The 26,502-nt window shown below is 67.0% G+C and carries 22 protein-coding genes and 1 pseudogene; 10 read left to right on the top strand and 13 right to left on the bottom strand.

What is annotated here, in order from left to right; genetic code table 11:
- Positions 1 to 87: 87 nt before the first annotated feature.
- The 6 genes from G3N64_RS06380 to G3N64_RS06355 form a co-directional block, all read right to left on the bottom strand.
- Positions 88 to 1,479, bottom strand: a complete 1,392-nt coding sequence (locus G3N64_RS06380) for an OmpW family protein (RefSeq protein WP_205782873.1) — start codon at positions 1,477 to 1,479, stop codon at positions 88 to 90.
- A gap of 4 nt (positions 1,480 to 1,483) precedes the next feature.
- Complete coding sequence (locus tag G3N64_RS06375; RefSeq protein ID WP_205782872.1) at positions 1,484 to 2,779, bottom strand: HlyD family efflux transporter periplasmic adaptor subunit; 1,296 nt, start codon at positions 2,777 to 2,779, stop codon at positions 1,484 to 1,486.
- Positions 2,780 to 2,791: 12 nt separating this feature from the next.
- A complete protein-coding gene (locus G3N64_RS06370; RefSeq protein WP_205782871.1) occupies positions 2,792 to 3,796 on the bottom strand; it encodes a hypothetical protein in 1,005 nt (334 codons plus the stop codon).
- Positions 3,793 to 5,913, bottom strand: a complete 2,121-nt coding sequence (locus G3N64_RS06365) for a peptidase domain-containing ABC transporter (RefSeq protein ID WP_205782870.1) — start codon at positions 5,911 to 5,913, stop codon at positions 3,793 to 3,795. Before G3N64_RS06365 ends, G3N64_RS06370 begins: the two co-directional genes overlap by 4 nt.
- A gap of 145 nt (positions 5,914 to 6,058) precedes the next feature.
- On the bottom strand, positions 6,059 to 6,244 hold the full coding sequence (locus tag G3N64_RS06360; protein WP_031396799.1) for a hypothetical protein: 186 nt from the start codon (positions 6,242 to 6,244) through the stop codon (positions 6,059 to 6,061).
- Between the two features lie 225 nt (positions 6,245 to 6,469).
- Entirely contained in the window at positions 6,470 to 6,643 is a 174-nt protein-coding gene (locus tag G3N64_RS06355) for a hypothetical protein (RefSeq protein WP_205782869.1), read from the bottom strand.
- A 281-nt stretch (positions 6,644 to 6,924) separates the two neighbouring features.
- On the opposite strand from G3N64_RS06355, the gene G3N64_RS06350 reads away from it, so the two are divergent.
- Entirely contained in the window at positions 6,925 to 8,340 is a 1,416-nt protein-coding gene (locus G3N64_RS06350; protein ID WP_205782868.1) for a TolC family protein, read from the top strand.
- Positions 8,341 to 8,404: 64 nt separating this feature from the next.
- A pseudogene (locus tag G3N64_RS40160) lies at positions 8,405 to 8,587 on the top strand (ANTAR domain-containing protein); the annotation flags it as partial.
- Positions 8,588 to 8,631: 44 nt separating this feature from the next.
- Here G3N64_RS40160 and G3N64_RS06340 read toward each other — a convergent pair.
- Positions 8,632 to 9,081: a helix-turn-helix domain-containing protein gene (locus G3N64_RS06340; RefSeq protein WP_205782867.1), complete on the bottom strand. Its 450-nt coding sequence runs from the start codon at positions 9,079 to 9,081 to the stop codon at positions 8,632 to 8,634.
- 318 nt (positions 9,082 to 9,399) lie between these two features.
- On the opposite strand from G3N64_RS06340, the gene G3N64_RS06335 reads away from it, so the two are divergent.
- Positions 9,400 to 10,323 carry an alpha/beta fold hydrolase gene (locus G3N64_RS06335; RefSeq protein ID WP_205782901.1) on the top strand — a complete coding sequence of 308 codons (924 nt, stop codon included), beginning with the start codon at positions 9,400 to 9,402 and terminating at the stop codon, positions 10,321 to 10,323.
- Positions 10,324 to 10,407: 84 nt separating this feature from the next.
- Here G3N64_RS06335 and ggt read toward each other — a convergent pair whose 3' ends face one another.
- Complete coding sequence (gene ggt, locus G3N64_RS06330; protein ID WP_205782866.1) at positions 10,408 to 12,129, bottom strand: gamma-glutamyltransferase; 1,722 nt, start codon at positions 12,127 to 12,129, stop codon at positions 10,408 to 10,410.
- Between the two features lie 398 nt (positions 12,130 to 12,527).
- On the opposite strand from ggt, the gene G3N64_RS06325 reads away from it, so the two are divergent.
- The 3 genes from G3N64_RS06325 (at position 12,528) to G3N64_RS06315 (ending at position 19,259) form a co-directional block, all read left to right on the top strand.
- Positions 12,528 to 13,052, top strand: a complete 525-nt coding sequence (locus G3N64_RS06325) for a metal-dependent hydrolase (RefSeq protein ID WP_205782865.1) — start codon at positions 12,528 to 12,530, stop codon at positions 13,050 to 13,052.
- Between the two features lie 201 nt (positions 13,053 to 13,253).
- The gene (locus G3N64_RS06320) at positions 13,254 to 17,849 is read left to right on the top strand and encodes a DEAD/DEAH box helicase (protein ID WP_205782864.1); all 4,596 of its coding nucleotides are present in this window, start codon (positions 13,254 to 13,256) and stop codon (positions 17,847 to 17,849) included.
- A gap of 135 nt (positions 17,850 to 17,984) precedes the next feature.
- Positions 17,985 to 19,259 (top strand): amino acid permease, encoded by a 1,275-nt coding sequence (locus tag G3N64_RS06315; RefSeq protein ID WP_205782863.1) that lies wholly within the window; start codon positions 17,985 to 17,987, stop codon positions 19,257 to 19,259.
- Positions 19,260 to 19,410: 151 nt separating this feature from the next.
- Here G3N64_RS06315 and G3N64_RS06310 read toward each other — a convergent pair whose 3' ends face one another.
- The 4 genes from G3N64_RS06310 to G3N64_RS06295 all read right to left on the bottom strand — a co-directional run bounded on the left by G3N64_RS06310 (position 19,411) and on the right by G3N64_RS06295 (position 22,071).
- The gene (locus tag G3N64_RS06310) at positions 19,411 to 19,707 is read right to left on the bottom strand and encodes an XRE family transcriptional regulator (protein ID WP_011355454.1); all 297 of its coding nucleotides are present in this window, start codon (positions 19,705 to 19,707) and stop codon (positions 19,411 to 19,413) included.
- 73 nt (positions 19,708 to 19,780) lie between these two features.
- Complete coding sequence (locus G3N64_RS06305) at positions 19,781 to 20,140, bottom strand: type II toxin-antitoxin system RelE/ParE family toxin (protein WP_205782862.1); 360 nt, start codon at positions 20,138 to 20,140, stop codon at positions 19,781 to 19,783.
- Between the two features lie 128 nt (positions 20,141 to 20,268).
- Positions 20,269 to 21,255, bottom strand: a complete 987-nt coding sequence (pcaQ, locus tag G3N64_RS06300) for a pca operon transcription factor PcaQ (protein WP_205782861.1) — start codon at positions 21,253 to 21,255, stop codon at positions 20,269 to 20,271.
- A gap of 78 nt (positions 21,256 to 21,333) precedes the next feature.
- Positions 21,334 to 22,071, bottom strand: a complete 738-nt coding sequence (locus tag G3N64_RS06295; RefSeq protein WP_205782860.1) for a helix-turn-helix transcriptional regulator — start codon at positions 22,069 to 22,071, stop codon at positions 21,334 to 21,336.
- A gap of 120 nt (positions 22,072 to 22,191) precedes the next feature.
- Between G3N64_RS06295 and G3N64_RS06290 the strand changes: the two genes are divergently transcribed.
- From G3N64_RS06290 to pcaG, 3 genes are all read left to right on the top strand, one after another.
- Positions 22,192 to 22,758 (top strand): YiiX/YebB-like N1pC/P60 family cysteine hydrolase, encoded by a 567-nt coding sequence (locus tag G3N64_RS06290; protein WP_205782859.1) that lies wholly within the window; start codon positions 22,192 to 22,194, stop codon positions 22,756 to 22,758.
- Positions 22,759 to 23,032: 274 nt separating this feature from the next.
- Positions 23,033 to 23,740 carry a protocatechuate 3,4-dioxygenase subunit beta gene (pcaH, locus tag G3N64_RS06285; protein ID WP_006489685.1) on the top strand — a complete coding sequence of 236 codons (708 nt, stop codon included), beginning with the start codon at positions 23,033 to 23,035 and terminating at the stop codon, positions 23,738 to 23,740.
- Between the two features lie 3 nt (positions 23,741 to 23,743).
- Positions 23,744 to 24,337 carry a protocatechuate 3,4-dioxygenase subunit alpha gene (gene pcaG / locus G3N64_RS06280; RefSeq protein WP_085037803.1) on the top strand — a complete coding sequence of 198 codons (594 nt, stop codon included), beginning with the start codon at positions 23,744 to 23,746 and terminating at the stop codon, positions 24,335 to 24,337.
- Between the two features lie 458 nt (positions 24,338 to 24,795).
- Here the strand turns inward: pcaG and G3N64_RS06275 are convergent, their stop codons facing one another.
- Positions 24,796 to 25,575 carry a helix-turn-helix transcriptional regulator gene (locus G3N64_RS06275; RefSeq protein WP_205782858.1) on the bottom strand — a complete coding sequence of 260 codons (780 nt, stop codon included), beginning with the start codon at positions 25,573 to 25,575 and terminating at the stop codon, positions 24,796 to 24,798.
- 142 nt (positions 25,576 to 25,717) lie between these two features.
- Between G3N64_RS06275 and G3N64_RS06270 the strand changes: the two genes are divergently transcribed.
- Entirely contained in the window at positions 25,718 to 26,497 is a 780-nt protein-coding gene (locus G3N64_RS06270; RefSeq protein ID WP_205782857.1) for an alpha/beta hydrolase, read from the top strand.
- The last annotated feature ends 5 nt before the right edge of the window (positions 26,498 to 26,502 follow it).

The raw sequence follows: 26,502 nt of genomic DNA, 5'->3' as shown, positions 1-26,502 counted from the left end.
GGCCTCCTTCCATCATTGACGCGGCCAAACTCCGACATTATCCCAGTGTCGCGCGTCAATTTCATGAAAAAGGGGCCGGCGCGCCGGTCAGAAGCGGAACGCGAGCAGCACGCTGGCCAGCACGGGGTTCGCGGAAATATCGAACGTGTTCGACGCGAGCTGCCGGTTCGGCTGGTCGATGTCCAGCGTAATCTTCGTCCGTAACGGGATATAGGTCACCATGCCGGTGATCCAGAACTGGCGCGTGATCTGGTAGCTTGCGCCGACAGTGAACACCGGCTCCCACACGCTCTTCACTTTTGCCGACACGTTGGTCTTCCCCGACAGCAGCAGGTCGCCGCCCGCATCCCAGATGCGCTGGAACAGCGCCGGGTCGAGCAGCAGCGACTGCAGGCTGCCGATGTCCGCGCCCGCCGCGAGCAGCCCGCCAAGCGACGCGAGCTTGCGCTGGAACACCGGATTCAGGTTCGTGTTCGTGAAGCGCGTATAGCTGATGCCGATGCCCGCGAACGGGCGGAAACGATCGTCGCGCTCGCCGAGGTAATACTTGAACACGACGGACCCGAGCCACGCGCGCGTGGTCGCGAGCGGATTGCTTTGCGTGTTCGCGAGATCGATCAGCGGCAAGCGCCCGTGGACGCCGGAAAAAATCCGGTCGAGCGGCAACGCGATGCTGCCGTGCCCGCGCAGCGTCAGCACCGGCGGAATGCCCCCGCCGAGTTCGGCCGCCCAGTTCTCCGAGAAAAAGTGGGTCAACGTGAACGCCAGCGTGTTCGTATTGCTGAGCGACAGGCTCGAACCCTGGTTCTGGAAGCTGTTCAGCCCCAGTGCGTCCGTGTGCGTGGTCACGGGCGTCGATCGGCCGGTCGTGCCGACGAAGTGCCAGCCGAGGCCGACCATGTTGCGGTCGTCGCCCATCAGTTGCGTCAGCAATGGCGGCGCCTGGGCGGCCGGCAGATCGGGCAGCCGCGACGGGTCGACCGGATGCAGTTCGTACGGCATCCGGTCGGCGTGGACGACGCCGCCGGCCGGTACGTCATCCGCCGTTGCATCGCGTGTCGCGGCCGGATCGCAGCCGCCGGCTGCGCCGTTGTCGTCGAAGCCGATACCGTCCGTACCATCGTCGCGCACTGCCGCGCACGCGCGCCCCGCGCTGCTGTGTCGCTGGCCAAGCGTGATCTTGCGCGCCGTCAACGGCACGGCGTCAGGCTGCGGCCCATCGACCGAATCGTCGCGCCCGCGGCGAGCCGGCCCCGCATCGGTCGCCCACGCGCTCGCATCGAACCCGTCCGCATCGCCGCCCGGCCAGAAGCCGATCCCGTCGGCGCCGGCCTGCCAGCGCGGCTCGGCGTTGCCGTCCGGCTGCGGTGCGCCATGCGCAGCGGCCGCGCATGCGAACAGCGTCGCGCCGAGCCAGCGCGACAGCGGACGCACGGCGCCCGGCCGCGCGCGGCGGCGGTCCTTGTCCCGGCTCGCCATCGGCTCAGGCCGGCACGCCGAACAGGCGTTGACGGATGCGGTACAGCGGCTCGAACAGCCATTCGAGCAGGCTGCGCCGTTCCAGCACGATGTCGGCCTTCAGCATCATCCCGGCCCGCAGCGACAGCGGCCGCCCTTCGAATGCCGGCGTGCGGTCGGCCAGCTCGACCCAGGTCTTGAAGTAGGTCTGCGGCGTGGCGGCATCGCCCGGCAGGTTCAGCTCCTTCGCGGAAAACGCGACGGGCGAGATCGACAGCACCTTGCCGCGATAGGTACCGAACTTCTCGACCGGATAGCTTCCGTACGCCACCTTCACTTCCTGCCCCTTCTTCACGAAGCCGGCCTTCGACGACGGAATGTAGACCTCGGCGATCAGCCCGTCGGCCGTCGCGGGCAGGATCTCGACGACGCGCGTGCCCGGCGGGTCGATCACGCCGCCCTGCACGACGTCGAGCCGCACGATCTGCCCGTCGGCCGGCGCGTACAGCACCTGGTTCACGTTCTCGTCGATGTTGTATTCCTTCGCGTTCAGCTCCTCCTGCTTGATCTTCAGTTCCGCGTTCGCGCCGTCGTACTTGCTCTGCATCGTGTCGAGGTCGCCGCGCAGCTTCATCGCATTCTTCGCGAGCTCGGCGCGGCGCAGCAGCAGGTCCTGGTACGCCTGCCCGGCCTGCAGGTACTGCGTGTTGACCTGGTTGTACTGCTCGAGCGTCACGACCTGTTCGTCGAGCAGCTGCTTCACGCGCGCGCGCCGTTCGCCGTACTCGTCGACGATGCGCTTCTGGTCCTGGATCTGCCGGTCGATCAGCCCGCGGCTCTCGCCCTGCGCGGCGATCTGCTGGTTGATCTGCTGCACCGACGACTTGTATTCGAGCCGCGCCGCGTCGATCTGCTGCGTTACCTCGACACGCTGCCGGTCGAGCGCCGCGCGCATCCCCTGCACGTTGTTCGCCTGGCTCACGAAGCTCGTGTCGCGCGTCACCGCCAGCAGCCGCTGGCCGGCCTTCACGTGCTGGTCCTTGCCGACGTAGACGTCGCGCACGGCCCAGCCCGGCGGCGCGCCGACGCCGATCAGCCCCGAGCGCGGCGTCAGCATCCCCGACACGCTCTCGGTGTTCGCGTAGCTCAGTTCGACGAGCGCAATCACGAACATCGCGAACATCGCGAGCGACAGGTAGCAGAAGAACCGCATCGACACCGGCACGTCGACGACACCGTGAATCACGGTGCCGAAGGTCGTGCCGCGCGCGAGCTTGCGCGACGGCTTCTGTTCTCGGAGGGCGGAGTTCCAGGTCGGCATGGCGACGGCTCGTCAGGAGCGACGCCGCGCGGCCGCATCGAGCAGCGGCGTCGGCATCAGGTAAGGCGTGAAGTGTTCCCAGAAATGCCACTGCTCGGGCTGGCGCACGAGCGCCTGCTCGAGCCGGTCGACGATGCGCTGGTGCGTCGCGCGCACGGGCGTCGCGTCGTCGTCCGCGCCGAGCATCGGCGCGATCGGGCTGGCCGCGAGCTCGGTGAAATGCACCGCGCAGCGATCGCGGAACGGCACGCCCGTCGCATAGGCGACGAGCAGCGGAATGCCCTGCTCGACCGCGAGCTTCACGCCGCCACCGGCCATCCGCACCCAGCGGCCGCCGAGCCGGCAGCGGTTGGTCTTGCCGAACTTGCCGTGCAGGTCGGAGAACAGCAGGAACACGGGCGCCTCGCGCCGCAGGCTCGTGATCAGCCGCCGCAGGTGTACACGCTCCTCGATGTCGATGAACTCGACAACGCCTGCGCCGTATTCGGCGACGAGCCGCAGCGCATCGTCGAAGAACGCTCCCGGTGCATCCCGGTGCAGGATCACCATCAGCTTGCGGTCGTCCGGAATCATGAAGCGCAGCTTCGTGACGAACAGCATCAGGTTGCCGAAGTGCAGCCCCGCGAGCATCAGCGGGCCGCCGCGCGCGAGCGCCGCCTGCAACTGCTCATCGCCTTCGCACGCCATTGCGTCGATCATCGACTTCATCGATTCGAGGCTGTGCGTGCGCAGCTTGAGCCCCGCGAACTCGGCCTCGAACAGCTCCCGCACGATCGCCGCCGACACTTCCCGCACGCGTCGCGGATCGTCGTTCAGGTGCGCGCTCAGCATGTATGCGACCGCGCGCTCGATCGACTCGCGAATGCACGGAAAGCAGCGCAGGCATGCGCCCGAGCACCAGCGCATCAGCCGCAGCCCGCGCGCGGGCGACGTGCGCAGCGCGACGGCGCGCACCGCGCGCCGCACCAGGAACGCATACGAGAACGGATTGAGCAGAAAGAGTCGTCCGAGCATCACCGGTTCTCCTCGGCCGAACGCCACGCGTCGGTCGCATCGGTCAGTACACCGTCCTGCATCTCGTAGATCCGGTCGACCATCGACAGGATCGACGCGTCGTGCGTGACGAGCACGATCGTGCATGGCAGCGTCAGCACGTTGCGGCAGATCTCGTGCGTCGTCGCCTGGTCGAGGTTCGACGAAAATTCATCGAGGATCAGCAGGCGCGGCTCGCAATACAGCGCCCGCGCGATCAGGAGGCGCTGCATCTGCCCGGCCGACAGGAATTTCTGCGTATCGCCGAGCGGCGTGTCGTAACGGTGGTCGAGCCGCTCGATCTCGTCGTGGATGCACGCGAGCTTCGCCGCGTCGAACATCGCGCCGATCCGCGGCGCGGGCGCGAAGTTCGTGATGTTGTCGCGGATCGTCCCGCGAAACAGCTGGTCGGACTGCGTGACGGCGGCGAGATGCTTGCGGTACTGCCGCAGGTTCACTTCCGCGAGATCGACGCCGCCGACGAACAGCGTACCGGGCTCGGGCCGCACGAGCCCGCAGATCAGGTTCAGCAGCGTCGTCTTGCCGCTGCCGGTGCGGCCGACGATCGCGATCTTGCCGCCGGCCGGCACGTCGAGCGCGATGTCGCGCAGGATCGGGCGGTTGCCGCCCTTCGGCGTGTACGACAGCGCGCGAATCGACAGCGCGCCGTCGAAACCGTCGACCGGCCGCATGACGGCATCCGGCGCAGGCTCCTCGGTCTCGGTCTGCAGCACGTCCGCGACGCGGTCCATATGCACCTGCAGCACCTTGCGGCGCACGTAGAGCTGGATCGAATCGATGAACTTGTCGGCGAACAGGTTCTTGTACTGGATGAACGCGTAGATCACGCCGATCGTGCTCTGGCCGTGCATCACGAGCCACGCGCCGTACGTGACGATCACGAGCTGCTCGACGTGCACGATCCCTTTCGATACCGCGTCGAACAGCAACTGCAGCCGCTCCTGCTGGCGCATCGCCTGCAGCTTCTGCGTGAACGCGTTCACCCACAGGCTGCTGCGCGCGGTCTCGGCCGACAGCAGCTTGATCGAATGCGCGGAGCGGATGTTCTCGATCAGCAGCGCGTCGGCCTCGGCGCCGCGCGTGAGGATCTGCGACATCGAATCCTGCAACTGCGGCTGGATCGCGAGCCGGCTCAGCGCGAACAGCAGCATCCCGGCGAGGCTGATGCCGGCCAGCACCGGGCTGTAGTACAGCATCAGCACGAGCGTCAGCGTGCAGGTGACGATATTCAGCAGGCCGCCTACCAGCCCATCGACGAGAAAGCGCCCGACCTCCGACACCGACGACACGCGCGAGATCGAATCGCCGGTGTTGTGGAACAGGAAATAGCCGATCGGCAGCCGTGCGAGGTGCCCGACCATGTTCGCCGACAACTGCTGCGACACGATGTTGCGCAGGTAGCTCTTGATGTTGCCCACGAGGTTCGCGTAGAGCGTGTCGAACAGGAACACGATCGCGAACAGGATCGTCAGCAGGTACAGGATGTCGACGTCGGTCTTCTTCAGCGCCTCGTCGATCGTCAGCTGCACGTACGACGGGCCGAGCAGCAGCAGGAGCTGCGCGGCGACGCCGCCCGCGATGCCGATCGCGAGGCTCTTGCGGATGCCGGTCAGCCCTTCGAGGTAGTCGCGCAACCGGATCCGGTCGGCCTGCCCCGCCCGCGTGAAGCCGATGTCCGGATTCAGTTCGAGCGCATAGCCGGTGATGTGCGTGAGTGCCTGCGCGAGCGGCAGCTTCGATTCGCCGAGCGCGGGATCGACGATGTGCACGCTGCCGTAGCCGACCTTCGTCAGCACGACATAGTGGTTCATCCCCCAGTGCAGGATGCACGGCGTCTTGAGCGCGTCGAGCTCGCCCGCATCGAACTGCAGGCCGCGCGCGCGCAGGCCGAGATCGTTCGAGATCTCCATCAGGTCGAAGAACGACAGCCCGGAATCGATCCGGACCGGATAGCGGTTGCGCAGCGTGCGCAACGTCGTTTCGCGCCCGTGCCACGACGCGATCATCGCGAGGCAGGCCAGGCCGCACTCCGTCACCTCGTCCTGCAGGACCGGACGGACTTTACGCGTATTGAAGAGCATGGTCGGGCACCCGGGGCGCGACGACGCGCCGCCCGGGCCTGCCGGTAGCGGGCCCGTGGCGGGTCGTGCGCGATACGCATGGGCGCAGCCGGCACGCTGCCGGCTGCGACGAAAGATCGGTGTTACCGGCCGCTTGGCGAGCCGCTCAGCGCGACGAGCCGAGCGACATCCGGAACTGTTCGACGGCGCGGGTCTGGTACTGGGTCATCAGGCCCTGGAGCGTGGATCCGATCGACTGGTTGACGAGATCGACCGTATAGGCGGCCGAATTGGAGTAAAGCGACGCGCCGCCGCGAATCTGGCGGGCCTGTTCTTCCGTGATGTCTCGCATTTATTGTGGCCTTTATATTGTCGAAATGCCCGTCACCGTCAGCCAATTGAAATCTTATCGGCCGCTCACTTTATTACGGGGATAATCCGGCACTCCTGCCTCCTGATAATCGCCCGAACCGAAAATAATGCATTTCGGATTCGCTTTATTTCCACTGCGGCGATCGATTCTTTTCATTCTGTTTCGCAGCATTTCGCGCGGGGGGCGCCTCCCCGCGCACGGCGGTTACTTGCCGGTGTTATTGAACGTCTTCGGGTTCTGCAGGTAATTGCCGAGGCTCGGCAGGAACTGGCCGAGCGCGGTCACCACCGGCGCGGCGTCAACGGCGAGGCTACCCAGCGAGCTGATCACACCGCCGCCATGCACATTCCTGACCTGTTCCGTCGTCATGACCTTCATCATTCTCTCCTCGTAAAAAATAAAGATGATGCAAAGAACCTTCATTGAAAGACAAACGGCTTTTAATCCCTAGCGACTTGTTAATCTAATAATCACTGCGATTACGAGCCGAAATCAGGCTATCATGCGAGCGCATCGGAATTCAATGGAGGACACACTCTTACAGGCGTGGTTTCCGATGCATCCCGGGTGACAGGCATTCATGCTGTTTGAATTTCAATTTCAAAACGTTTAAATCCCGCCGCAATGCATTGCGGCACGGGCAGGAGACGGAGACGGCCATGTTTGAAACGAGGCGCGCGAATCGCGGATCGGCAACGCGGAATGCGGGTAATTCCCTATCAAGTTTTCCGACTAGGTGGAATTCCCGACTTGCAACCGTGACATTGTTCGCTGTAACGATGGCCGGCATGTCGGCGAACGCGCACGCGTTCTGCCTCGACACGGCTTACCAGTACGCCGCCGTGCACGATCCGCGCTACCTGCAGGCGCGCAGCGAATACGATGCGGCCCGCCAGAAATTCCCCGAGGCACGCGCGCAGATGTTGCCGCAGGCCGCCGCGCAACTCGAATGGGGGCGCTACGGCACGCACGCGAACCTGTTCGGCATCGACGTCAGCGGGTCGAGCAATGCCGCATACGGGTCCGCGCAGGTCACGCAGGCGCTGTTCAACGTGCCCTACCTGTACGACATGCGGCGCGCAACCGAATACGAGGAATCGGCAAAGCAGAAGCTTGAGGTCGCGAAGCAGGACCTGATCCTGCGCGTCGCGAACGCGTGCTTCGACCTGCTGAGCGCGCGCGAGAAACTGCAGTCGGCCGACGACGAAGTAAACGCGCTCACCCGGCTCGAAAGCGATACGCGACGCATGGCGCAGCTCGGGATGAAGACGATCGGCGATACGGCCGAAATCGAGGCGCGCCGCAGTCTCGCGCAATCCGACGAAGCGCTCGCGCAAACCGACGTCGACGCGCGCCGCGCACGCTACGAGACGCTGCTCGGCTCGACGATCGATTTCTCGCGCTGGCCGCGGCTCGCGATGCGCGGGTCGTCGCCACGCATTCCGTCGGGCGAATACGCGCCGCAGGACAACCCCGCGTACCGGCAGGCGTACCGCGACGTTCAGGTCGCGCGGCTCGCTGCGAAGCGCGTCAGCACCGAGCACTTGCCGACCGTCGACCTGTTCGCGTCGTATTCGCGCGGGCTCAACCCGAACCTGCGCGGGCTCACCGATCGCTCCGACTTCCATCAGAGCGCGGTCGGCGTGCAGGTGACGATCCCGATCTTCTCCGGCGGCAGCGTGTACTACCGGCAGGTGGAGGCCGAACACGTGACCGAGCAGTACCGCAACCGCCTGCGCGAGGTCGAGGAGCAACTGGGCACCGATCATCGCGAGGCGCTGTCCGCGCTCGAATCGGTCGGCAAGCGCATCCGCGCGCTGCAGCAGTCGCTGCAGGCCGCACGGCTCGCGTACGATTCGTCGATGAAGGCGCATCAGGTCGGCTACAGCACGACGTACGAAACGCTGAACCTGCGGCGCGACATCTCGGGCATCCGGCAGAAGCTGTTCGACAGCTATCTCGATGCGCTGAAGCTGCAGTTGAAGCTGAAGAGCGTGCTGGGCACGCTCGACGAACAGTCTCTCGTTGCGGTGGACAGCTTTCTCGAAAGCAACGCGGCAAGCGACCGCAGTTGAGCGCGGTTCGACGCGCATCGGCATGCCATAAAAGGTTGTGCACGCAACCTTGTTCGTCGTGCCGATGCACCGGCACGATGAATACCGGCGCTGCATCGCGCAGCTCGAACAGCGCGTGATGTCCGCGCGCACGCTGCAGGAAGCGACGACGCTGCTGATACAGCACAACGCGATCAGCGAGGAAGAGGCCTGTCAGCAGATCCACTCGCAGGCGATGGAGCGCCGCATCTCGATCAACCCGCTTGCCGAGCTGATCGTGCAGGTGCATGCGCCGCTGAACCGGTACGCTGGTCAGTCCGGCAGCGGCAACACGACCGTGTCTTCCGGCCCGAGCACGCGCCCGTCCTGCGACCGCAGTTCCAGTTTCCTGACCGGCAACCCGGTCTTCCGGTCGACGAGCAGCACATGCGCCTCGTCCGGTTCGAAGAAGAAATCCTCGCCCCACTGCCGCAGCGCGACGAGCAGTGGAAACAGGCCGCGCCCTTTCTCGGTCAGCACGTATTCGTGATGCGCGCCGCCGTCTGCGGCCGGCACGATGTCCATGATCCCGTGCGCGACCAGGTTGCGCAGGCGCGCGGCCAGGATGTTCTTGGCCAGCCCGAGGTTCTTCTGGAATTCGCCGAAGCGGCGCAGCCCGTCGAACGCGTCGCGGACGATCAGCAGCGACCACCAGTCGCCGATCGCGTCCAGCGGGCGGGCAACGCCGCAGGGGGAATCCTCGTGCGTGGTTCGTCGGTTCATCGATGCATGCGTCGGCACCGTTCCCGGAATGCGGATGGAACGGCGGTCGTTTCCGTTGAAATGAATGGTTGCAATATAAAACTCGTCACACAAAAAATCAATCGCACGGGGCCTGACTGTTCACGATCGACGAATGGAACGGCCGATTCGGGCCTGATTCGCACGTTAGCGCCTATTTCCAGCCAATTCATTCCCGCAACGCCGCTTTCCGGCACGTCACCGGCCATCTTTTCGGTTGCAGCTTGCAACCCAATATCCTACGCTTCAATTCGGTTTCAACTTGAAACCAGACTATCCGACTATCCGAAGGAGCGTTCGATGATCCGGCCCGATGCCACGTTCGATGGCACCTTTCCATTCGCCCCGCATTTCGACGACGCATCCGGCTTCCGGATGCACTACGCGGACGAAGGCCCGCACGACGGCGAAACCATCCTGTGCCTGCATGGCGAACCCACGTGGGGCTATCTGTTTCGCCATCTGGTTGCGGCGCTGAGTCCGACGCACCGTGTCGTCGCCCCCGATCACATGGGCTTCGGCAAAAGCGCGACACCGCAGGACCGCAGCTACTGGCTGCAGGACCATATCGACAACCTGGAGCGTTTCGTGCTCGCGCTCGGCCTAGAGCACATCACGCTCGTGATGCACGATTTCGGCGGCCCGGTCGGCATGGGGCTGGCCGCGCGGCATCCGGACCGCATCCGGCGCATCGTGTCCGCGAACGGGCCGACGCCGTTCGGCCAGCCCGATCTTGTCGAGCGCCTGACCGCGAACGGCCGCGATGCGCCGTGGTTCCGGTGGATCCTGCGCGCGGCAGCGGACGATACGCTGGAGACGGTGCTCGGTCAGCTCGGCTTCAACATCCTGAGCACGCTGAAGCTGAACGGGTTCGAAAATCACGCGATCATCGACGACACCTGGATCGCCGCATACGGTGCGCCGTTCGCGCAACCGGCCGACTGTCTCGGCGCGATCGGATGGGCCCGCGGGTTTGCCGCCGGCGCGCACCGGTTCGAAGAGCCCGATGCGGCGGCATTGCGCGCGATACGCGAAAAGCCCGCGCTCGCGATCTGGGGAAACGCCGATCGAACGCTCGGCGCCGAACACTGCCTGCCGCTCTTCACGGCACTGTTTCCGTCCGCACCCGTCGAGCGGCTGGCGGGCGTCGGGCACTACTGCTTCGAGGATGCACCCGACACCATCGCGGCGCGCATCGCCGGATTCATCCGGGCCACCGGCTGAGTGTGCTCCGCAGCCGGCTGCCCGACACCCGGCTGCGGAACACCGCGCGCGGCCGCTTGCGCAACCGCGCAGCATCACTTCACGTCAGTGGATGATCCGCGTCACGCCACGACCGCGCGGGTCGGCCATCGCTTCCGGCGTCTTGCCGTCGATCTTGATCACCTGGATGTCGCCGCTGAAATCCTGCCCCTTCAGCGTATAGCCGCGCGCCTCGATCTGCTTCGCGAGTTCGCCTTCGATCGGGTGGTACGGCTCCCAGAAGATCGTGTTCGGCGGCAGCAGCTGGTGATGGAAACGCATCGCGCCGACGGCCTCCTTCAACGGCATCTTGAAGTCGTAGATGTTGTTGATCACCTGGAAGATCGACGTGAAGATCCGCGAGCCGCCCGGCGTGCCGATCACGAGCGACACCTTGCCGTCCCTGGTCATGATCGTCGGCGACATCGACGACAGCGGGCGCTTCTTCGGTTCGATCGCGTTCGCGTCGCTGCCGACCACGCCGAACATGTTCGCGACACCCGGCTTCGCGGAGAAGTCGTCCATCTCGTCGTTCAGCACGATGCCCGTACCGTCGGCGATCACACCCGAGCCGAAATAGCCGTTGACCGTGTACGTGTTCGACACCGCATTGCCCCACTTGTCGACCACCGAGAAGTGCGTCGTTTCAGCCTTCTCCGGCATCGTCGTGCCGAGGCCCGGCTGCACGCTCTTCGTATCCGACGGCTCCTTCGGGTTGACCTCGGCCGCCCGCTTCGCGATGTACGCGTTGTCGGTCAGCTGGGCGATCGGCACCTTGTAGAAATCGGGATCGCCGAGATACTGCGCACGATCGGCGAACACGCGCTTCTCGATTTCCGCGACGAGGTGGATGTACTGCGGCGAGTTGAGCTTCACGCCCTCGAAGTCCTGCTTGAGGTCGGCCTTCATCTTCAGCAACTGCACGAGGCCGATGCCGCCCGAGCTCGGGGGCGGCGCGGTGATCACGTCATAGCCGTTCCACTTCGCCTGCACCGGCTGGCGCCACACCGCGCGGTACTGCGCGAGATCTTCCGTGGTGATCAGCCCGTTGCCGTCGCCGGTCTTCATCGATGCGGCAATCAGCTCGGCCGTCTTGCCCTTGTAGAAACCTTCCGCGCCGCCGTTCGCGATGCGCGTGAGCACGTCGGCGAGATCCGGCTGCTTGAAATTCACGCCGGCCTTCAGCCCGGAGAAATACTTGTCGAAGTTGGTCTTGCCGCCGAACTCCTTCGATGCGTCGACGCCGCGCTGCGCGAGCTGTTCGTCGACGACGAAGCCGTCGCGCGCATAGTGGATCGCCGGCGCGAGCACCTGCTTCCACTTCAGCTTGCCGAAGCGCTTCTGCGCCTCCCACATGCCCGCGACCGTGCCCGGCACGCCGACCGCGCGCGGGCCGTACAGGCTCATGCCCTTGACGACGTTGCCGTCCTTGTCGAGATACATGTCCTTCGTCGCGGCGAGCGGCGCACGCTCGCGATAGTCGATGAAGTACGGCTTGCCGTCCTGGTAGATCGTCATGAAGCCGCCACCGCCGATGTTGCCGGCTTCCGGATACGTGACGGCGAGCGTGAATGCGATCGCGACGGCCGCGTCGATCGCGTTGCCGCCTTCCTTGAAGATCCGCTCCGCGGCATCCGCGCTGTACTTGTCGGCCACCGCAACGGCCGAGCTCGTCAGGACGGCCGGCTGCGGCCCCTTCGCATAGACGGGCGCGTTCGGCAGGAAACCGATGCCGGCCACCGTCGCGAGCACGACAGCGGATGATTTGAAGCGATTCAGCGTAGTCATTGCATGTCCCCCATGTGGATCTCCTTCAGGCAGGAAAAGCACCTGTTCCGCTCATGGCCGCCGGCACGCCGATGGCCATCTCCGGTTTCGTAGTATAGGGGGACAAAAAGGGTCGAACACGCGACGTGTCGCGAAAGCGCATCCGTCGTGTGCGCTCGGTCACGCTGCCGCTTCCGAACCTGCATGCAGATCGGTCGAAATTGCAGGCAGTGCGTGTCATCACGCAGCGCACAAAACCGAAAGTTGCAAACTGCGCGGCGGGCCGCACGACACGCGCAAAAAAATCTGCAACCGTTCCTCCCGCTGCACGGGCCGATCTGCGAAGATAGCGCCCCGCTTTCGCGCCGCATCATTTTTTTCGTTCACGCGCCGCTTCACGTTTCTTCGTCTCGCTTCCTATGGCATCACACAATGCGCATCACGCATCCGGCTTCGCAGCCGGCGTCGCCGCCGCCGTCCTCGTCGCACAAACCGGCGCCACGGGCCCGTGGCACACCGGCATGCTCGCCGCGTTCGCGGCGGGCGTCGCGGGCGGCACGGCGCCCGACTGGCTCGAAGTCGCATGGTGGAGCCGCAAGCGCCGCCTGTGGATCACGCATCGCACCGTCACGCACTGGGGCATCGGCTGGATCGCCCTGCTTGCGCTCGGGTGGCACGGGCTCATCCATCATCCGCATCCGCTGTGGGCCGCGCCGCTGTTCGGCTTCGCATGCGGCGGCGTGATGCACCTGCTCGCCGACTGGCCGAACCCGCTCGGCGTGCCGTGGATCTGGCGGCGTCATTCGCTGAACCTGTGGAACAGCGGGCATTGCGATCTGATCATCGTGGCCGCCGCATGGGGCGGCACGCTGTGGCTCGCGCAGTCGCTGTGGTCGCGTGCGCCGCTGCTCGAACACTGGCTCGGCTGGCTGCATCGCGTTTAGTTGCAATTCGACGCAATTCGACACGCTATCGGCATGCCCACGCGCATGCAACTTTCCGTCCGTTGAAAGTGCGGTGCAGGCCCCCATCTGAAGCTGAATCGTCGACACGCGCGCCCGGCACGCACGCGCGACGTCTGGCACACTGACGATTCGATTCGTGCGCACGCCTGCCGTGCGCTTGCCCCCCATTTCAACGCTGCGATGGACGTCACCGCTACCCGCCCTGCCACCAGTGCGCTCGACGTGTTCCACCCGGCCGTCGCCGCGTGGTTCCGGCGCACGTTCGCCGCGCCGACCGGCGCGCAGGCACTCGCGTGGCCGCACATCAAGGCCGGCCGCTCGACGCTGGTCGCCGCGCCCACCGGCTCCGGCAAGACGCTCACCGCGTTCCTGTGCGCGCTCGACGATCTGGTGCGCGATGCGCTCGCGCACGACGGCACGCTGCCCGACGCGACGCTCGTCGTGTACGTGTCGCCGCTGAAGGCGCTGTCGAACGACATCCACGTGAACCTCGATGCGCCGCTTGCCGGCATCGCCGAATCGCTCGCGCAACTCGGCCTGCCGGTACCGGCAATCCGCACCGCCGTGCGTACCGGCGACACGACGCAGGCCGAACGCGCCGCGCTGCGCAAGCGTGCGCCGCACATCCTCGTCACGACACCCGAATCGCTGTACGTGCTGCTGTCGTCCACGTCGGGGCGCCAGATGCTGTCGAACGTGCGCTCGGTCATCGTCGACGAAATCCATGCGCTCGCGTCGTCCAAGCGCGGCAGCCACCTCGCGCTGTCGCTCGAACGTCTCGATGCGCTGGCAGGCAGCGCGCTCCCGCGTATCGGACTGTCGGCCACGCAAAAGCCGATCGACGCAGTCGCACGCTTCCTGGTCGGCGGGCCGGCCGACGCACCGCGCGATTGCACGGTCGTCGACACGGGCCACACGCGCGAGCGCGACCTCGCGCTCGAACTGCCGAACGTGCCGCTCGAACCCGTGATGGCAACCGACGTGTGGGAACAGGTGTACGACCGCATCGCCGGGCTCGCGGCCGCGCATCGCACGACACTCGTGTTCGTCAACACGCGGCGCACCGCCGAGCGCATGGCACGCCATCTCGCCGACCGGCTCGGCAAGGAAGCGATCGCCGCACATCACGGCAGTCTCGCGAAAGAACACCGCTTCGACGCCGAGCAGCGCCTGAAGCGTGGCGAACTGAAGCTGCTCGTCGCCACCGCATCGCTCGAACTCGGCATCGATATCGGCGACGTCGATCTCGTCTGCCAGGTCGGTTCGCCCCGCGGCATCGCGCCGTTCCTGCAGCGCGTCGGCCGCTCCGGGCACCATGTCGGCGGCGTGCCGAAGGGCCGGCTGTTTCCGCTATCGCGCGACGAACTCGTCGAATGCGCGGCGCTGCTCGATTGCGTGCAGCGCGGCGAACTCGACACACTGCGCATTCCCGAAGCGCCGCTCGACGTGCTCGCGCAGCAACTCGTCGCCGAAGTGGCGTGCACGGAATGGCAGGAAGACGCACTGTATGCGAGCTTCACGCGGGCGGCGCCGTACGCGCGGCTCACGCGCGAACGCTTCGACGAAGTGATGAAGATGCTCGCCGAAGGCTTCACGAGCCGGCGCGGCGTGCGCGGCGCGTACCTGCATCGCGACGTGGTCGGCGGCACCGTGCGCGGGCGCCGCAACGCGATGATGACCGCCACCACGTCGGGCGGCACGATCCCCGACATGGCCGACTACGCGGTGCTGCTCGAACCGCAGGGCATCCAGGTCGGCACCGTCAACGAGGATTTCGCGATCGAGAGCCTCGCGGGCGACGTGTTCCAGCTGGGCAACCAGTCGTACCGGATCATTCGCGTGGAAACGGGCCGCGTGCGTGTGGAAGACGCGCAGGGCCAGTCGCCGAACATTCCATTCTGGCTCGGCGAGGCACCGGGGCGCAGCGACGAACTGTCGGCGGCGGTCGGCCGGCTGCGCGCGCGGCTCGACGGGCTGTTCGCCGATGGCGACCGGCTGGTGCATGCCGGTGGCGGTAAACGCGCTGACGTCGATACCGGCGGGAAGACCGCGGCTGCAGTCAAGGCTACGACCCAAGCCAAGGCAAAGGTCGGTGCAAAATCGACGCCACGCGCCGAAGCCGAAGCCGAAGCCGAAGCCGAAGCCGAAGCCGAAGCCGAAGCCGAAGCCGAAGCCGAAGCCGAAGCCGAAGCCGTGAGCAGTGTGCAAAACAACGTCGCCCCTGCCAGCCCGGCCAACGGCCGCCTCGTGCCGGCATTGCGCTGGCTCGTCGACGATCTGCACCTGTCGCCGGACGCCGCGCACCAGATCGCCGACTACCTCGCGCGCACGCGCGCCGCGCTCGGCGCGCTGCCAACGCAGGACACGCTCGTGATGGAGCGCTTCTTCGACGAATCGGGCGGCACGCAGCTCGTGATCCATTCGCCGTTCGGCAGCCGCATCAACCGCGCATGGGGGCTCGCGCTGCGCAAGCGCTTCTGCCGCGGTTTCAACTTCGAACTGCAGGCGGCCGCGACCGACGACGCGCTCATCCTGTCGCTGTCGCTCGCGCACAGCTTCGCGCTCGACGAAGTGTGGCGCTACCTGCGTTCGGCCAGCGCCGAGCACGTGCTGGTCCAGGCCCTGCTCGACGCGCCGATGTTCGGCGTGCGCTGGCGCTGGAACGCGACAACCGCGCTCGCGCTGCCGCGCTTCACGGGCGGCAAGCGCACCGCACCGCAACTGCAGCGGATGAAGAGCGAGGATCTGCTCGCGACCGTGTTCCCCGATCAGGTCGCGTGCCTCGAGAACATCGTCGGCGAGCGCGAGATCCCGCATCACCCGCTCGTCGACCAGACGCTCGACGATTGCCTGCACGACGCGATGGACACCGACGGCTGGCTTGCGCTGCTGCGCCGGATCGAAAGCGGCGCGATCGAGCTCGTTGCGCGCGACCTGCCCGCGCCGTCGCCGCTCGCGGCCGAGATCCTGAACGCGAAACCCTACGCATTCCTCGACGATGCACCGCTCGAGGAGCGCCGCACGCAGGCCGTGCAGTCGCGCCGCTGGAGCGATCCCGAATCGGCCGACGACCTCGGCGCGCTCGACGCCGACGCGATCGATGCGGTGCGCGACGAAGCGTGGCCGCTCGTGCGCGACGCCGACGAAATGCACGACGCGCTGCTCACGCTTGCGTGCATCTCCGACAACGAAGCACGCGTACACGAAGGCTGGCCCGACCGGCTCGCGGAACTTGCCGAACGCCGCCGCGCAACGAAACTCGTTACACCCGGCGGCACCGCGCTGTGGGTGCCGGTCGAACGGCTCGTGTGCGTGCGTGCGCTGCATCCGGACGCGCGCATCGCGCCAGCGCTCAAGGTGCCGGCAGCCTGCGCACAGCCGTGGGAAGCGGATGCCGCGCTCGTCGACGTGATCCGCGCACGGCTCACCGGCTTCGGGCCGCTTGCACTCGATTCAATCGCGACACCGCTCGGCCTGCCGCCTGCGCCGATCGCAACGGCACTCGCGGCGCTGGAACGCGAAGGCTATGTGATGCGCGGCCGGTTCACGCCGGGCGCGACAGCAGACGAATGGTGCGAGCGCCATCTGCTTGCGCGCATTCATCGCTATACGGTGAAGCGGCTGCGCCGCGAGATCGAGCCGGTGGAGCGCGCCGATTTCATGCGCTTCCTGTTCCACTGGCAGCACCTGACGCCCGACACGCGCGGCACGGGGCGCGATGCACTCGCGGCCGTGGTCGAACAACTCGAAGGCTACGAGGCCGCGGCGAGCGCATGGGAAGACGCGCTGCTGCCCGCTCGGCTCACCGACTACATGGCGGGCGGGCTCGACGAGCTGTGCCGCTCGGGAAAACTCGTGTGGACGCGCATCGGCGCACCGGCGCGCGCGGCCGGCACGCCCGTGAAGACGACGCCGATCGTGCTGCTGCCGCGCCGCCACCTCTCCGCCTGGCAGGCGCTGCGCGATCCCGATGCGCAACCGGCGCTGTCCGCGCGGGCCACGCAGGTGCGCGATGCCCTCGCCGCGCACGGCGCGATGTTCTTCGACGCACTGCTCGACGACCTGCGCATGTTGCCCGTCGAACTCGAACAGGCGCTCGGCGAACTCGTGTCGGCCGGCCTCGTGAATGCCGACAGCTACGCGGGCCTGCGTGCGCTGCTGAAGCCGGCCGTCAAGCGCAGCGCGACCCATGCGCCGCGCACGCGGCGCGGCGGCGCGCTGATCGGCGGGATGGACGACGCGGGCCGCTGGGCGCTCGTGCAACGCCACGCGCCGCCGCACGATGCACCGGCGCCGAAACGCGGCCAGGCCGCGACCGACCCCGACGCGCTCGAACACGTCGCGTGGACGCTGCTGCGCCGCTATGGCGTCGTGTTCTGGCGGCTGCTCGAACGCGAAGCCGACTGGCTGCCGAGCTGGCGCGAGCTCGTGCGCGTGCTGCAGCGCCTCGAAGCGCGCGGCGAGATTCGCGGCGGACGCTTCGTCGCCGGGCTCGCGGGCGAACAATTCGCGCTGCCCGAAGCGATCCCGGTCCTGCGCGAACTGCGGCGGCAACCGGGCGACGGGCAGTACGTGTGCGTGACGGGCGCCGATCCGTTGAATCTGGCCGGCACGCTGCTGCCCGGCGACAAGGTGCCGGCGCTGGCCGGCAATCGCGTGCTGTTCCGCGACGGCGTGCCCGTCGCATCGCTGGTTTCGGGAGCGTTCCATTACGCGCCCGAACTGTCGCCCGCCGCGCGCGAAGATGCCCGCCTGCGGCTCGCGCGCCACTACTGACATCGGCTGACGCGCGGCGCCGCACGGACTACTGATCGCCGGGCCGCGCTCGCGCCATCGTTCGGGTAGCATCGAACGATTTTCCGCGCGGACTCGCGCGCTCGAACACAACAAGACTTCCGGAGACTGCTGTCCATGCCCTCGCATGCCGATTCGCCCACCGCTCATCACGCGGGCTCGCTGACGATTTTCCAGGGCGCCGCGCTCTATATCGGCGCGGTGCTCGGCACCGGCGTGATCGCGTTGCCCGCACTGGCTGCCGAAGTCGCGGGGCCGGCCTCGCTGCTCGCATGGGCTGCGCTGGTCGTGCTGTCCGGGCCGCTCGCGGCCACCTTTGCCGCACTCGGCGCGCGCTATCCCGATGCTGGCGGCGTCTCCACCTACGCGCGGCGCGCATTCGGGCCGAAAGCCGCTGCGATCGTCGGATGGTGCTTCTACTTCGCGGTACCGGCCGGTGCGCCGGCTGCCGCGATGTTCGGCGGCGCATACGTCGCGGCCGTCACGGGCGGCGGGCACACGACCGTCGTCGTCACGGCCGCCGCACTGATCGCGACCGTGTCGGCCGCGAATGCATTCGGCGTCACCGTATCGGGCCGCATGCAGCTCGTATTGTCGGCACTGCTCGTCACGCTGCTGCTCGCCGCGGTGCTCGCCTCCGCGCCGCATGCGCACACCGCGAACCTGCATCCGTTCGCGCCGCACGGCTGGCTCGCGGTTGGCCAGGCCGCCGCGCTGCTCGTGTGGAGCTTCGCCGGCTGGGAAGCGATTACGCATCTCGCGGCTGAATTCCGCCGGCCCGCGCACGACATGCCGCGCTCGGCCGGGATCGCGGTCGTGGTGGTCGGGTTCCTGTACCTGTCGGTCGCCGCCGCGAGCGTGACGGTGCTCGGGCCGTCCGCGGGCGCATCGGGTGCGCCGCTCGCCGAACTGATCGCGGGCGGCATCGGCGGTCATGCGCAGGTGCTCGCCGCCGCGGCCGCGCTGCTGCTCACGCTCGGCACGATGAACGCGTATTTCGCGGGCGCAGCCAAGCTCGGCGCGGCGCTCGGGCGCGACGGCGCGCTGCCCGCGTGGCTCGCGCAAGGCAGCCAGGTCGGCGGCGTCCCGCGCCGCAGCCTCGGCGTGATTGCCATGCTCGCAGCCATCGCACTGGCCGCGACGACGCTGTCGGACGTCGGGCCGAAGCCGCTCGTGCTCGTCACGTCCGGATGCTTCGTGATGGTGTATGGACTCGGCGCGGCCGCCGCGCTGAAGCTGCTGCCGCGTGGCGGCATCGCGCACCGTTGTGCGTGGATTTCGCTGGTCGCGGTCGCCGGGCTGTTCCTGACGACAGGCTGGTACATCCTGTGCCCGCTGCTGCTCGCGGGCGGTGCGCTGCTCTATCTGCAGGTGGCCAGGCCGCGTCAGTGACCTGGCATGTGCGCGCGGCGCCGACACTCGCCCGCCAGCGGCAACGCGCCGGCCAATCATGGCCGAACCGCCGGCCGGATTGCCGGCCATTCCGCCGCACGCATCACGCGCAGCGGCGCAGGCTCGACCGTAAGCCGATGCATCACGCCCGTCAGGCGGGCACCAGCTCGAAGCTGAGCCGTTTGCCGAGCGCGGCGGCCGCGCTCGCGAGCGTCGCCAGCGTGAGGCTCGTGTCGGTTTCGTCGAGCAGACGGTTGAGCGCGGCGCGGCTGGTTTTCATCCGTGCGGCCATCGCGGTTTTCGTGATGTGCTGCGCCTTCATTTCCTGCCCGATCTGCCAGGCGATCACGCGCTTGATCGCGGTGGCGGTGGCCGCTTCGAGATTGCCGTCCTCCTCGAGGAAGGTATCGAAATCGCTGCCGATATGCGGATTGTTCGTGGTCGTCATGGGGTACTCCAATGCATGGCGTTGCCGGCTGCCCGACCGTCGAAGACGGTGCGTTCCAGTGCAACCGGGAAATTCAGATGGCGCGCATCAGCGCTTTCAGGCGCGCGACGGTGACATCGAGATCGTCCGACGGCGTGGCCCGCGACTGCTTGAAGAAGCCGTGCAGCAGGACCATCGCGTCGCCGGCGACCGTAAACAGCACGCGAGCGCTCCGCCCTGGCAGCGTCACGCGGATCTCCCACAGATCCTGCGCCATTTTCCGGACCAGCGGCATGCCGAGCGGCCAGCCGAGTTGAACGGTCTTGATCTCTTCGCCGATCACCCTTCGCTCGGCTGGCCCAAGCGCCTTCAGCCATTCGCGCACCGGCTCGTTGCCACGGGCCGTCTGGAAGAATCGCACGCCGAGCGTGACCTGGATCTGCTCTCTCGTCATCGTCTTGACACCAATCGTACCAAAATCGGTACGATATGCCAAGCACCACGAGGCCGGCTACTGACCGGATGGCCAATCCGGCAGCCGGCAGCCGGGAACGGGCCGCGCTTGCGATGCGGCCCGATAGTTCAATCGCCGCGACGAGCCGGCTTGCGCGCCGCGCGTGACGTTCCGCGTGCGCGCGTCTCGCCGAACCGCGACCGCGCGATGTCGCGCACCGCGTCGATCAGCGTCCGCGCGACCGGCGACGGCTGCGCATCGGTGCGCAGCACGAGCCCGACCGGCTCGTCGGTGCCCGCCGACGGCAGCGGCAGGCGCGCCAGCGCCCCGGCCGACAGGTCGTATTCGGCCGCATAGAGCGGCACGAACCAGACCGCATCGTTCTCGAGCGCCAGCGCGCGCGCGACCGATACCGACAGCACCTCGATGAACGAATCCAGCGGCGGCGCACCGCAGGCGCCGAGCAGTTGCTCGGCCGACTGGCGGATCAGCGTGCCGAACGGCGGCAGCACGACCGGATAGCGCGCGAGCTCGGCCGCCGGCGCCGCGCTCGACAGTAGCGGATGCCCGGCGCGCACGACGGCGACGAGCGGCTCGTTGTACAACTGCTCGAACGCGAGCCCGATCATCCGCTCCGGCTCCGACAGCCGCCCGATCGCGCATTCGATCGCGCCGGACTTCAGGCGCTCGAGCAGCTCGGCGTTCGCGGCCGTCGCGATCCGCACGACGACGCGCGGCCAGCGCGCGGCGAGTGCCTTCATCAACGCGGGCGCGAGCGATGCCGCGACAGTCGGCAGCATGCCGATTTCGAGCGTCGCCGCGGCGGCCCCGCCCTCCCGCGCGAGCAGCCCGACGCCCTGCCGCAGCGCCAGCACGCACGCGTTCGCATGCGGCATGAACAACTGCGCCTCGCGGGTCGGCTGCGCGCCCTGCCGGCCGCGCTCGAACAGCTTCACGCCGAGGATCGCCTCCAGTTCGGCGATCGTCTTCGAGACGGCCGGCTGCGTGATCGACAGGCTTTCGGCCGCCTTCTGCACGCCGCCCAGCTGCGCGACCGCGAGAAAGCACTGCAGGTGCCGGAACTTGACACGGCCGTCGGCGATACGGTTATTCATAACGGGTGGTTATGCGTTTGATGATGAAATGCCATTTTGCATAACTTTCCGGATAGCCCCAAGCACTCGACGTATGCGTCATGCGTGACGCCGCAGTGCCTGGAAACCGGCCGGCTCCCACATCCGCTTCGCGATCAGCAAGCTGGTCCCGCGCTTCTGCGCGAGCGGTGCGGACGACGATTCCGCATGCAGCGCGGCCGCCTTGCTGCGCAGCCGGCGCAACTCCAGCTCGAGTTCCGCGGAGGCAGCCTCGGTCAGCATCCCCTGCGAGAACGTCATCGTCTCGCCTTCCCCGTCGAAGCGGCTGTCGAGGAAATCGCCGAGCGCGTGCGCATGGAAATAACGGCGGATCGGCCCGCCCGGCAGCCAGTCGAAGTCGCGCGCGACGCGCACGCGAATCCGGTCGCCCGGCAACAGCGCGACGACGTTCATCCGGTCGAGCATCAGCAGGGATTTCACGCATTCGGCCTTCGTCACCTGATAGGTCGACACGATGTCCTGCACGGTCCAGTAGTTGATCGCGCAGACCGCAACGAGCAGCAGTTTGTCGTCCGACACGAGCAGCGCCTCCTGCTGCTCGGTCAACACGCGCAGCCTCGGCGCCGATGCGGAAGCCTCCTGCACGAGCTCGGCCAGCGTGTAGCCGAGCAGCTGGGCGATCTCCACGACACGCTCCAGCGTAAAGCGGCCGCTGGCGAACAGCCGCTTCACGCTGGTCTCGGAGACGTCGAGCGCACGCGCGACGTCGCGGTAGGTCATGCCCTGCGCCTTCAACTGGCGCTTCAGCATGTCGATGAGTTGGGCGGTTTCGGTCATTTTGGTATCGAAAAATGATGCTCCAGGTCAGATATTAGGCTACCTGAGCACGCATATGAACACTTTTGGATACTTGTCTGCATAATCCGCTCCGTGCTGTCACCGAACGACGGAGCCGAAATGACCACCCGAACCGAAACCGCTGCCTACGAATCGCACCACGCCGCCCCGCGCGATGCCCGCGACACGGATCGCACGATGCCGCTCGCCACGGTCCGCACGCTGGCCGCCAGCGCGCACGTCGGGGATCTCGTGTTCATCGGCGTGCCGGCGCACGCGCCGCGCGACGCAGCAGGCACGACGGGTGCGTGGGCCAATCGCTTCGGCATCGTCGTCGATACGTCGGGCGACGAGCCTGTGATCGCCGAATCCGCGTTTGCGTGGACGAAGCTCACGCCGCTGTCGCGCTTCGTCGCCCGTACCGACGGCGGACGCATCGCACTGGCACGCCGCATCGCGGCACCGACCGCCGATGCGCAGCGCCAAGCGCATGCAACCGCGGAACGGCGGATCGACGCGCTGCTCGGCAACCGCTTCAACCTGCGGACGCGGCGCGGGTTCTGCGCGGACTACGTGAGCGACGTGATCGGCGCCGACCGGGCCGCGACGCCGGCCGCATTGCTGCGCAGCGGCACGCTGTCACTCGAATTCGACGGGATCGTGTTCGATCCCGGCCGTCAGTCATAACAGGCGCTCAGGGAGACCGGATAACAACAAGAACGAAAACACACAAAAGCAGCGACGGGCTGGCTGGAGGGCCGTGCACGGGGTCGTCACCGACGACGCGAAGCCCGATCGCTTTTTCCGCCGGACAGGCATCCTGTCCGGCGGAATTTTCATGGGCGCGCAGAACATAACGAACGGTTATGCGATTCGCGAAAAAAGGTCATTTTGCATAACTTTCCGGATTGGCTAAAGTCGTGCCATCCAACTTCGCGAAATACCTATCAGGAGACGCCCGATGGATTCCCCCACGATCCTCACGCCGCGCGACTGGCCGTCGCATCCGGCCTATGTCCACCCCGAGTACCGTTCGTCGGTGAAGCGCGGCCCGACCCGCCCGCTGATCCCGCTGAAAGAGAAGCTGCGCGACCAGTACGCCCCCGTCTATGGCGCCGAAGATCTCGGCGCACTCGACCATGACCTGACGAAGAACGCCGTGAAGAACGGCGAGCCGCTCGGCGAGCGCATGGTCGTCACGGGCCGCGTGCTCGACGAAGGCGGCAAGCCCGTGCGCAACACGCTCGTCGAGGTGTGGCAGGCGAACGCGGCCGGCCGCTACGTGCACAAGGTCGACCAGCACGACGCGCCGCTCGACCCGAACTTCCTCGGCGCGGGCCGCTGCCTGACCGACGACGAAGGCCGCTACCGCTTCCTGACGATCAAGCCCGGCGCGTATCCGTGGGGCAACCATCCGAACGCGTGGCGCCCGAATCACATCCATTTCTCGCTGTTCGGCGATTACTTCGGCTCGCGTCTCGTCACGCAGATGTACTTCCCCGGCGACCCGCTGCTCGCGTACGACCCGATCTTCCAGGGCACGCCCGAGGCCGCGCGCGATCGCCTGATCTCGCGCTTCTCGATGGACATCACCGAAGAAGGCTATGCGCTCGGCTACGAATTCGACATCGTGCTGCGCGGCCGCGACGCTACCCCGATGGAGCGCTGAACCATGACGACGCTGAAGCAAACCCCTTCGCAGACGGTCGGCCCGTACTTCGCATACGGCCTGTGCCCGCAACAATACGATTACGACCTGAAGAGCCTGTTCACGCCGACGATCGCCGCGGCACACGCCGAAGGCGAGCACGTGCTGCTGGTCGGCCAGGTGTTCGACGGCGACGGCAACGTCGTCGGCGACGCGGTGCTCGAATTCACGCAGGTGGACGGCGCGGGCCGCTACCCCGCGTCGCGCGACGACATCGCGAAATCCGGCTTCACGGGTTTCGCGCGGGTCGGCACCGGCACCGATGCGCAGCAGCGTTTCGTCGTCGAGACGGTGAAGCCGGGCCGCATCGCCGCCGACGAAGCGCCGCACATCAACGTGACCGTGATGATGCGCGGGATCCTCACCCATGCGTTCACGCGCGTGTACTTCGACGACGAAGCCGCCGCGAACGCAGCCGACCCCGTGCTGAACGCGGTGCCGGCCGAGCGCCGCGCGACGCTCGTCGCGAAACGCGACGCGCAGCCGGGCCGCCCGGTCGTCTACCGCTTCGACATCCGCATGCAGGGGCCGGACGAAACCGTGTTCTTCGACGTGTGACGCGCATGCGGGCGCACGCCGGCTTCGCCCGCTACTGCAGCGCCGCGTGGCGCGATACCAACAGGCATCGCGCCACGCGGCGTTTTTCATGCGCTGTCGCAGCATTCGATGCTGCGGCGCATCGCGCCGGGACACGAGTGCCGATGCCCGCTGTCACACGCTTGCGCCCCCTGAATCGAACCCGCGATTGAAACGCCTGCTGCGACAGCACATCACTTGTCGGTCCGGCAGGATATCGTTTGCGCGTTATGCGGCGTATTCTTCGTTATCCGCAACGTGCCGACGCGATTGAATCGCAACAAGCAACAATTACGCATGTAATGCGCGACACCGCCCTGCAGGCTGCGCGCGCAGTTTTTCTGACCGAGTGCCTTTAAGCGCGTCTGACCGAAGTTGGCAGACGCGTATTTTTTTGCGGCACCCTGCACCCGCACGTGGCGCGCACCGATGCCTTCCGGTTAGCGCCGAATCTCCAGATAGCGGCTCGGCGTGTCGCCCAGAATGCGGCGAAACGCCGACGTGAACGCACTTGCACTCGCATACCCGAGATCGAGCGCGACGCGCGTCACCGGCTGCCCGTCGCTCAGGCGCGCGATCGCCGCCAGCATGCACACCTGCTGGCGCCATGCGGCGAAACTCACGCCCGTCTGCGCACGAAACTGCCGCGTGAACGTGCGGCGGCTCACGCCTGCGTCGGCGGCCACCCGGTCGAGATCGGCCGCGATCGACGGCGACGCGAGCAGGTGCCGGCACACCTTCGCCAGCCGTGCGTCGGCCGGCAGCGGCGCATGCAGCGACAGGCGCGGCATCGTCGCGATTTCCGCGACCAGTAGCGCCATCAACTTGCCCGCGCGCCCGTCGACGTCGTACAGGGCCGGCAGGTCAACCGCATCGTCGATCAGTTGCCGCAGCAGCGCCGATACGCCATAGACACCGCACTGCTCGGGCAGGCCCGCCTCCAGCGCGGCGTCGCCGGACACGAACGTGTTGAGCATCGTGACCGGCCCGGTCATCGTCATTTCGTGCCGCACGCCGGCCGGCACCCAGCACGCGCGCTGCGGCGGCACCAGCCAGCGCCCGTGCGGCGTCGATACGCTGATCGTGCCGCGCGACGCGAACGCGAATTGCCCGCGCCCGTGCGCGTGCTCCGGAAACGTCGTGCCCGCCGCATAGTCGTTCGCGGTCACGACGACGTTCCGGGGAATGTTTTCGTAGGGATCTAGCAGCGTATTTCTCACGGCCCGAATTCCATCATCAATGACCCGATATCGAAGGCGGGTCTCCTTCGCGCGATCTACGATCCGCTCCACCCTTGCGCGACCTGGCGGCCGCAAGACCCGTCGGCCTGATCGGCCGGATTACCACTGCATCGGAGCGGACATGCCGAATACGTTTCATCGCGTGGGGGACGGCCCCCACCCTGTTCTTGTACTGCCCGGCTGGTTCGGCGACGCCCACGCGTTCGAACCGGTCGAAGCATGGCTGTCGCGTGAACACTTCAGCTATGTATTCATGGACTATCGAGGTTACGGCCGCATGCGCGACGCAGCGGGCGACTACACGATCGACGAGATCGCCGCCGACGCCCTCGCGCTGGCCAACGCGCTCGATTTCGCGACCTTCAGCGTCGTCGGCCACTCGATGGGCGCGATGGCGGCAGAGAAACTCGCCGTCACGGCGCCTGAGCGCGTGCGCGCGCTGGTGCCGATCACGCCCGTGCCATGCGGCGGCCTGCCATTCGACGTCGAGAAACGCGCGCTATTCGAACGCGCCGCCGGCCACGTCGCCGATCGCCGGACCATCATCGATCGCAGCACCGGCGGCCGGCTGCCCGCCGCCTGGATCGAGTGGAAAGCCGCGTATTCGGCAGCCCGTTCGTCGCCGTCTGCGTTCGGCGCGTACTTCCGCGCGTGGGCCGATACGGATTTCAGCGACGAGATCGCCGGCATCCATCCGGTGAAAGTGCTGATCGGCGAGCACGATCCGGCGTTCGACGCGGCGCTGATGTCCTGCACCTATCTGCGGCGCTATCCGCTCGCCACCGTCGACGTGCTGCGCAATGCGGGCCACTATCCGATGAACGAGACGCCGCTCGCGCTGGTCGCGGCGATGGAAACGTTCCTGCTCGCCGCGACGGCGGGCCTCGCCGGCAACCACTGACGACG

The sequence above is a fragment of the Burkholderia sp. Ac-20344 genome, assembly GCF_017104975.1.
Lineage (GTDB): Bacteria > Pseudomonadota > Gammaproteobacteria > Burkholderiales > Burkholderiaceae > Burkholderia.
The sequence above is the reverse complement of the archived record's forward strand: the minus strand, read 5'-3'. Positions and strand labels throughout refer to the sequence as shown.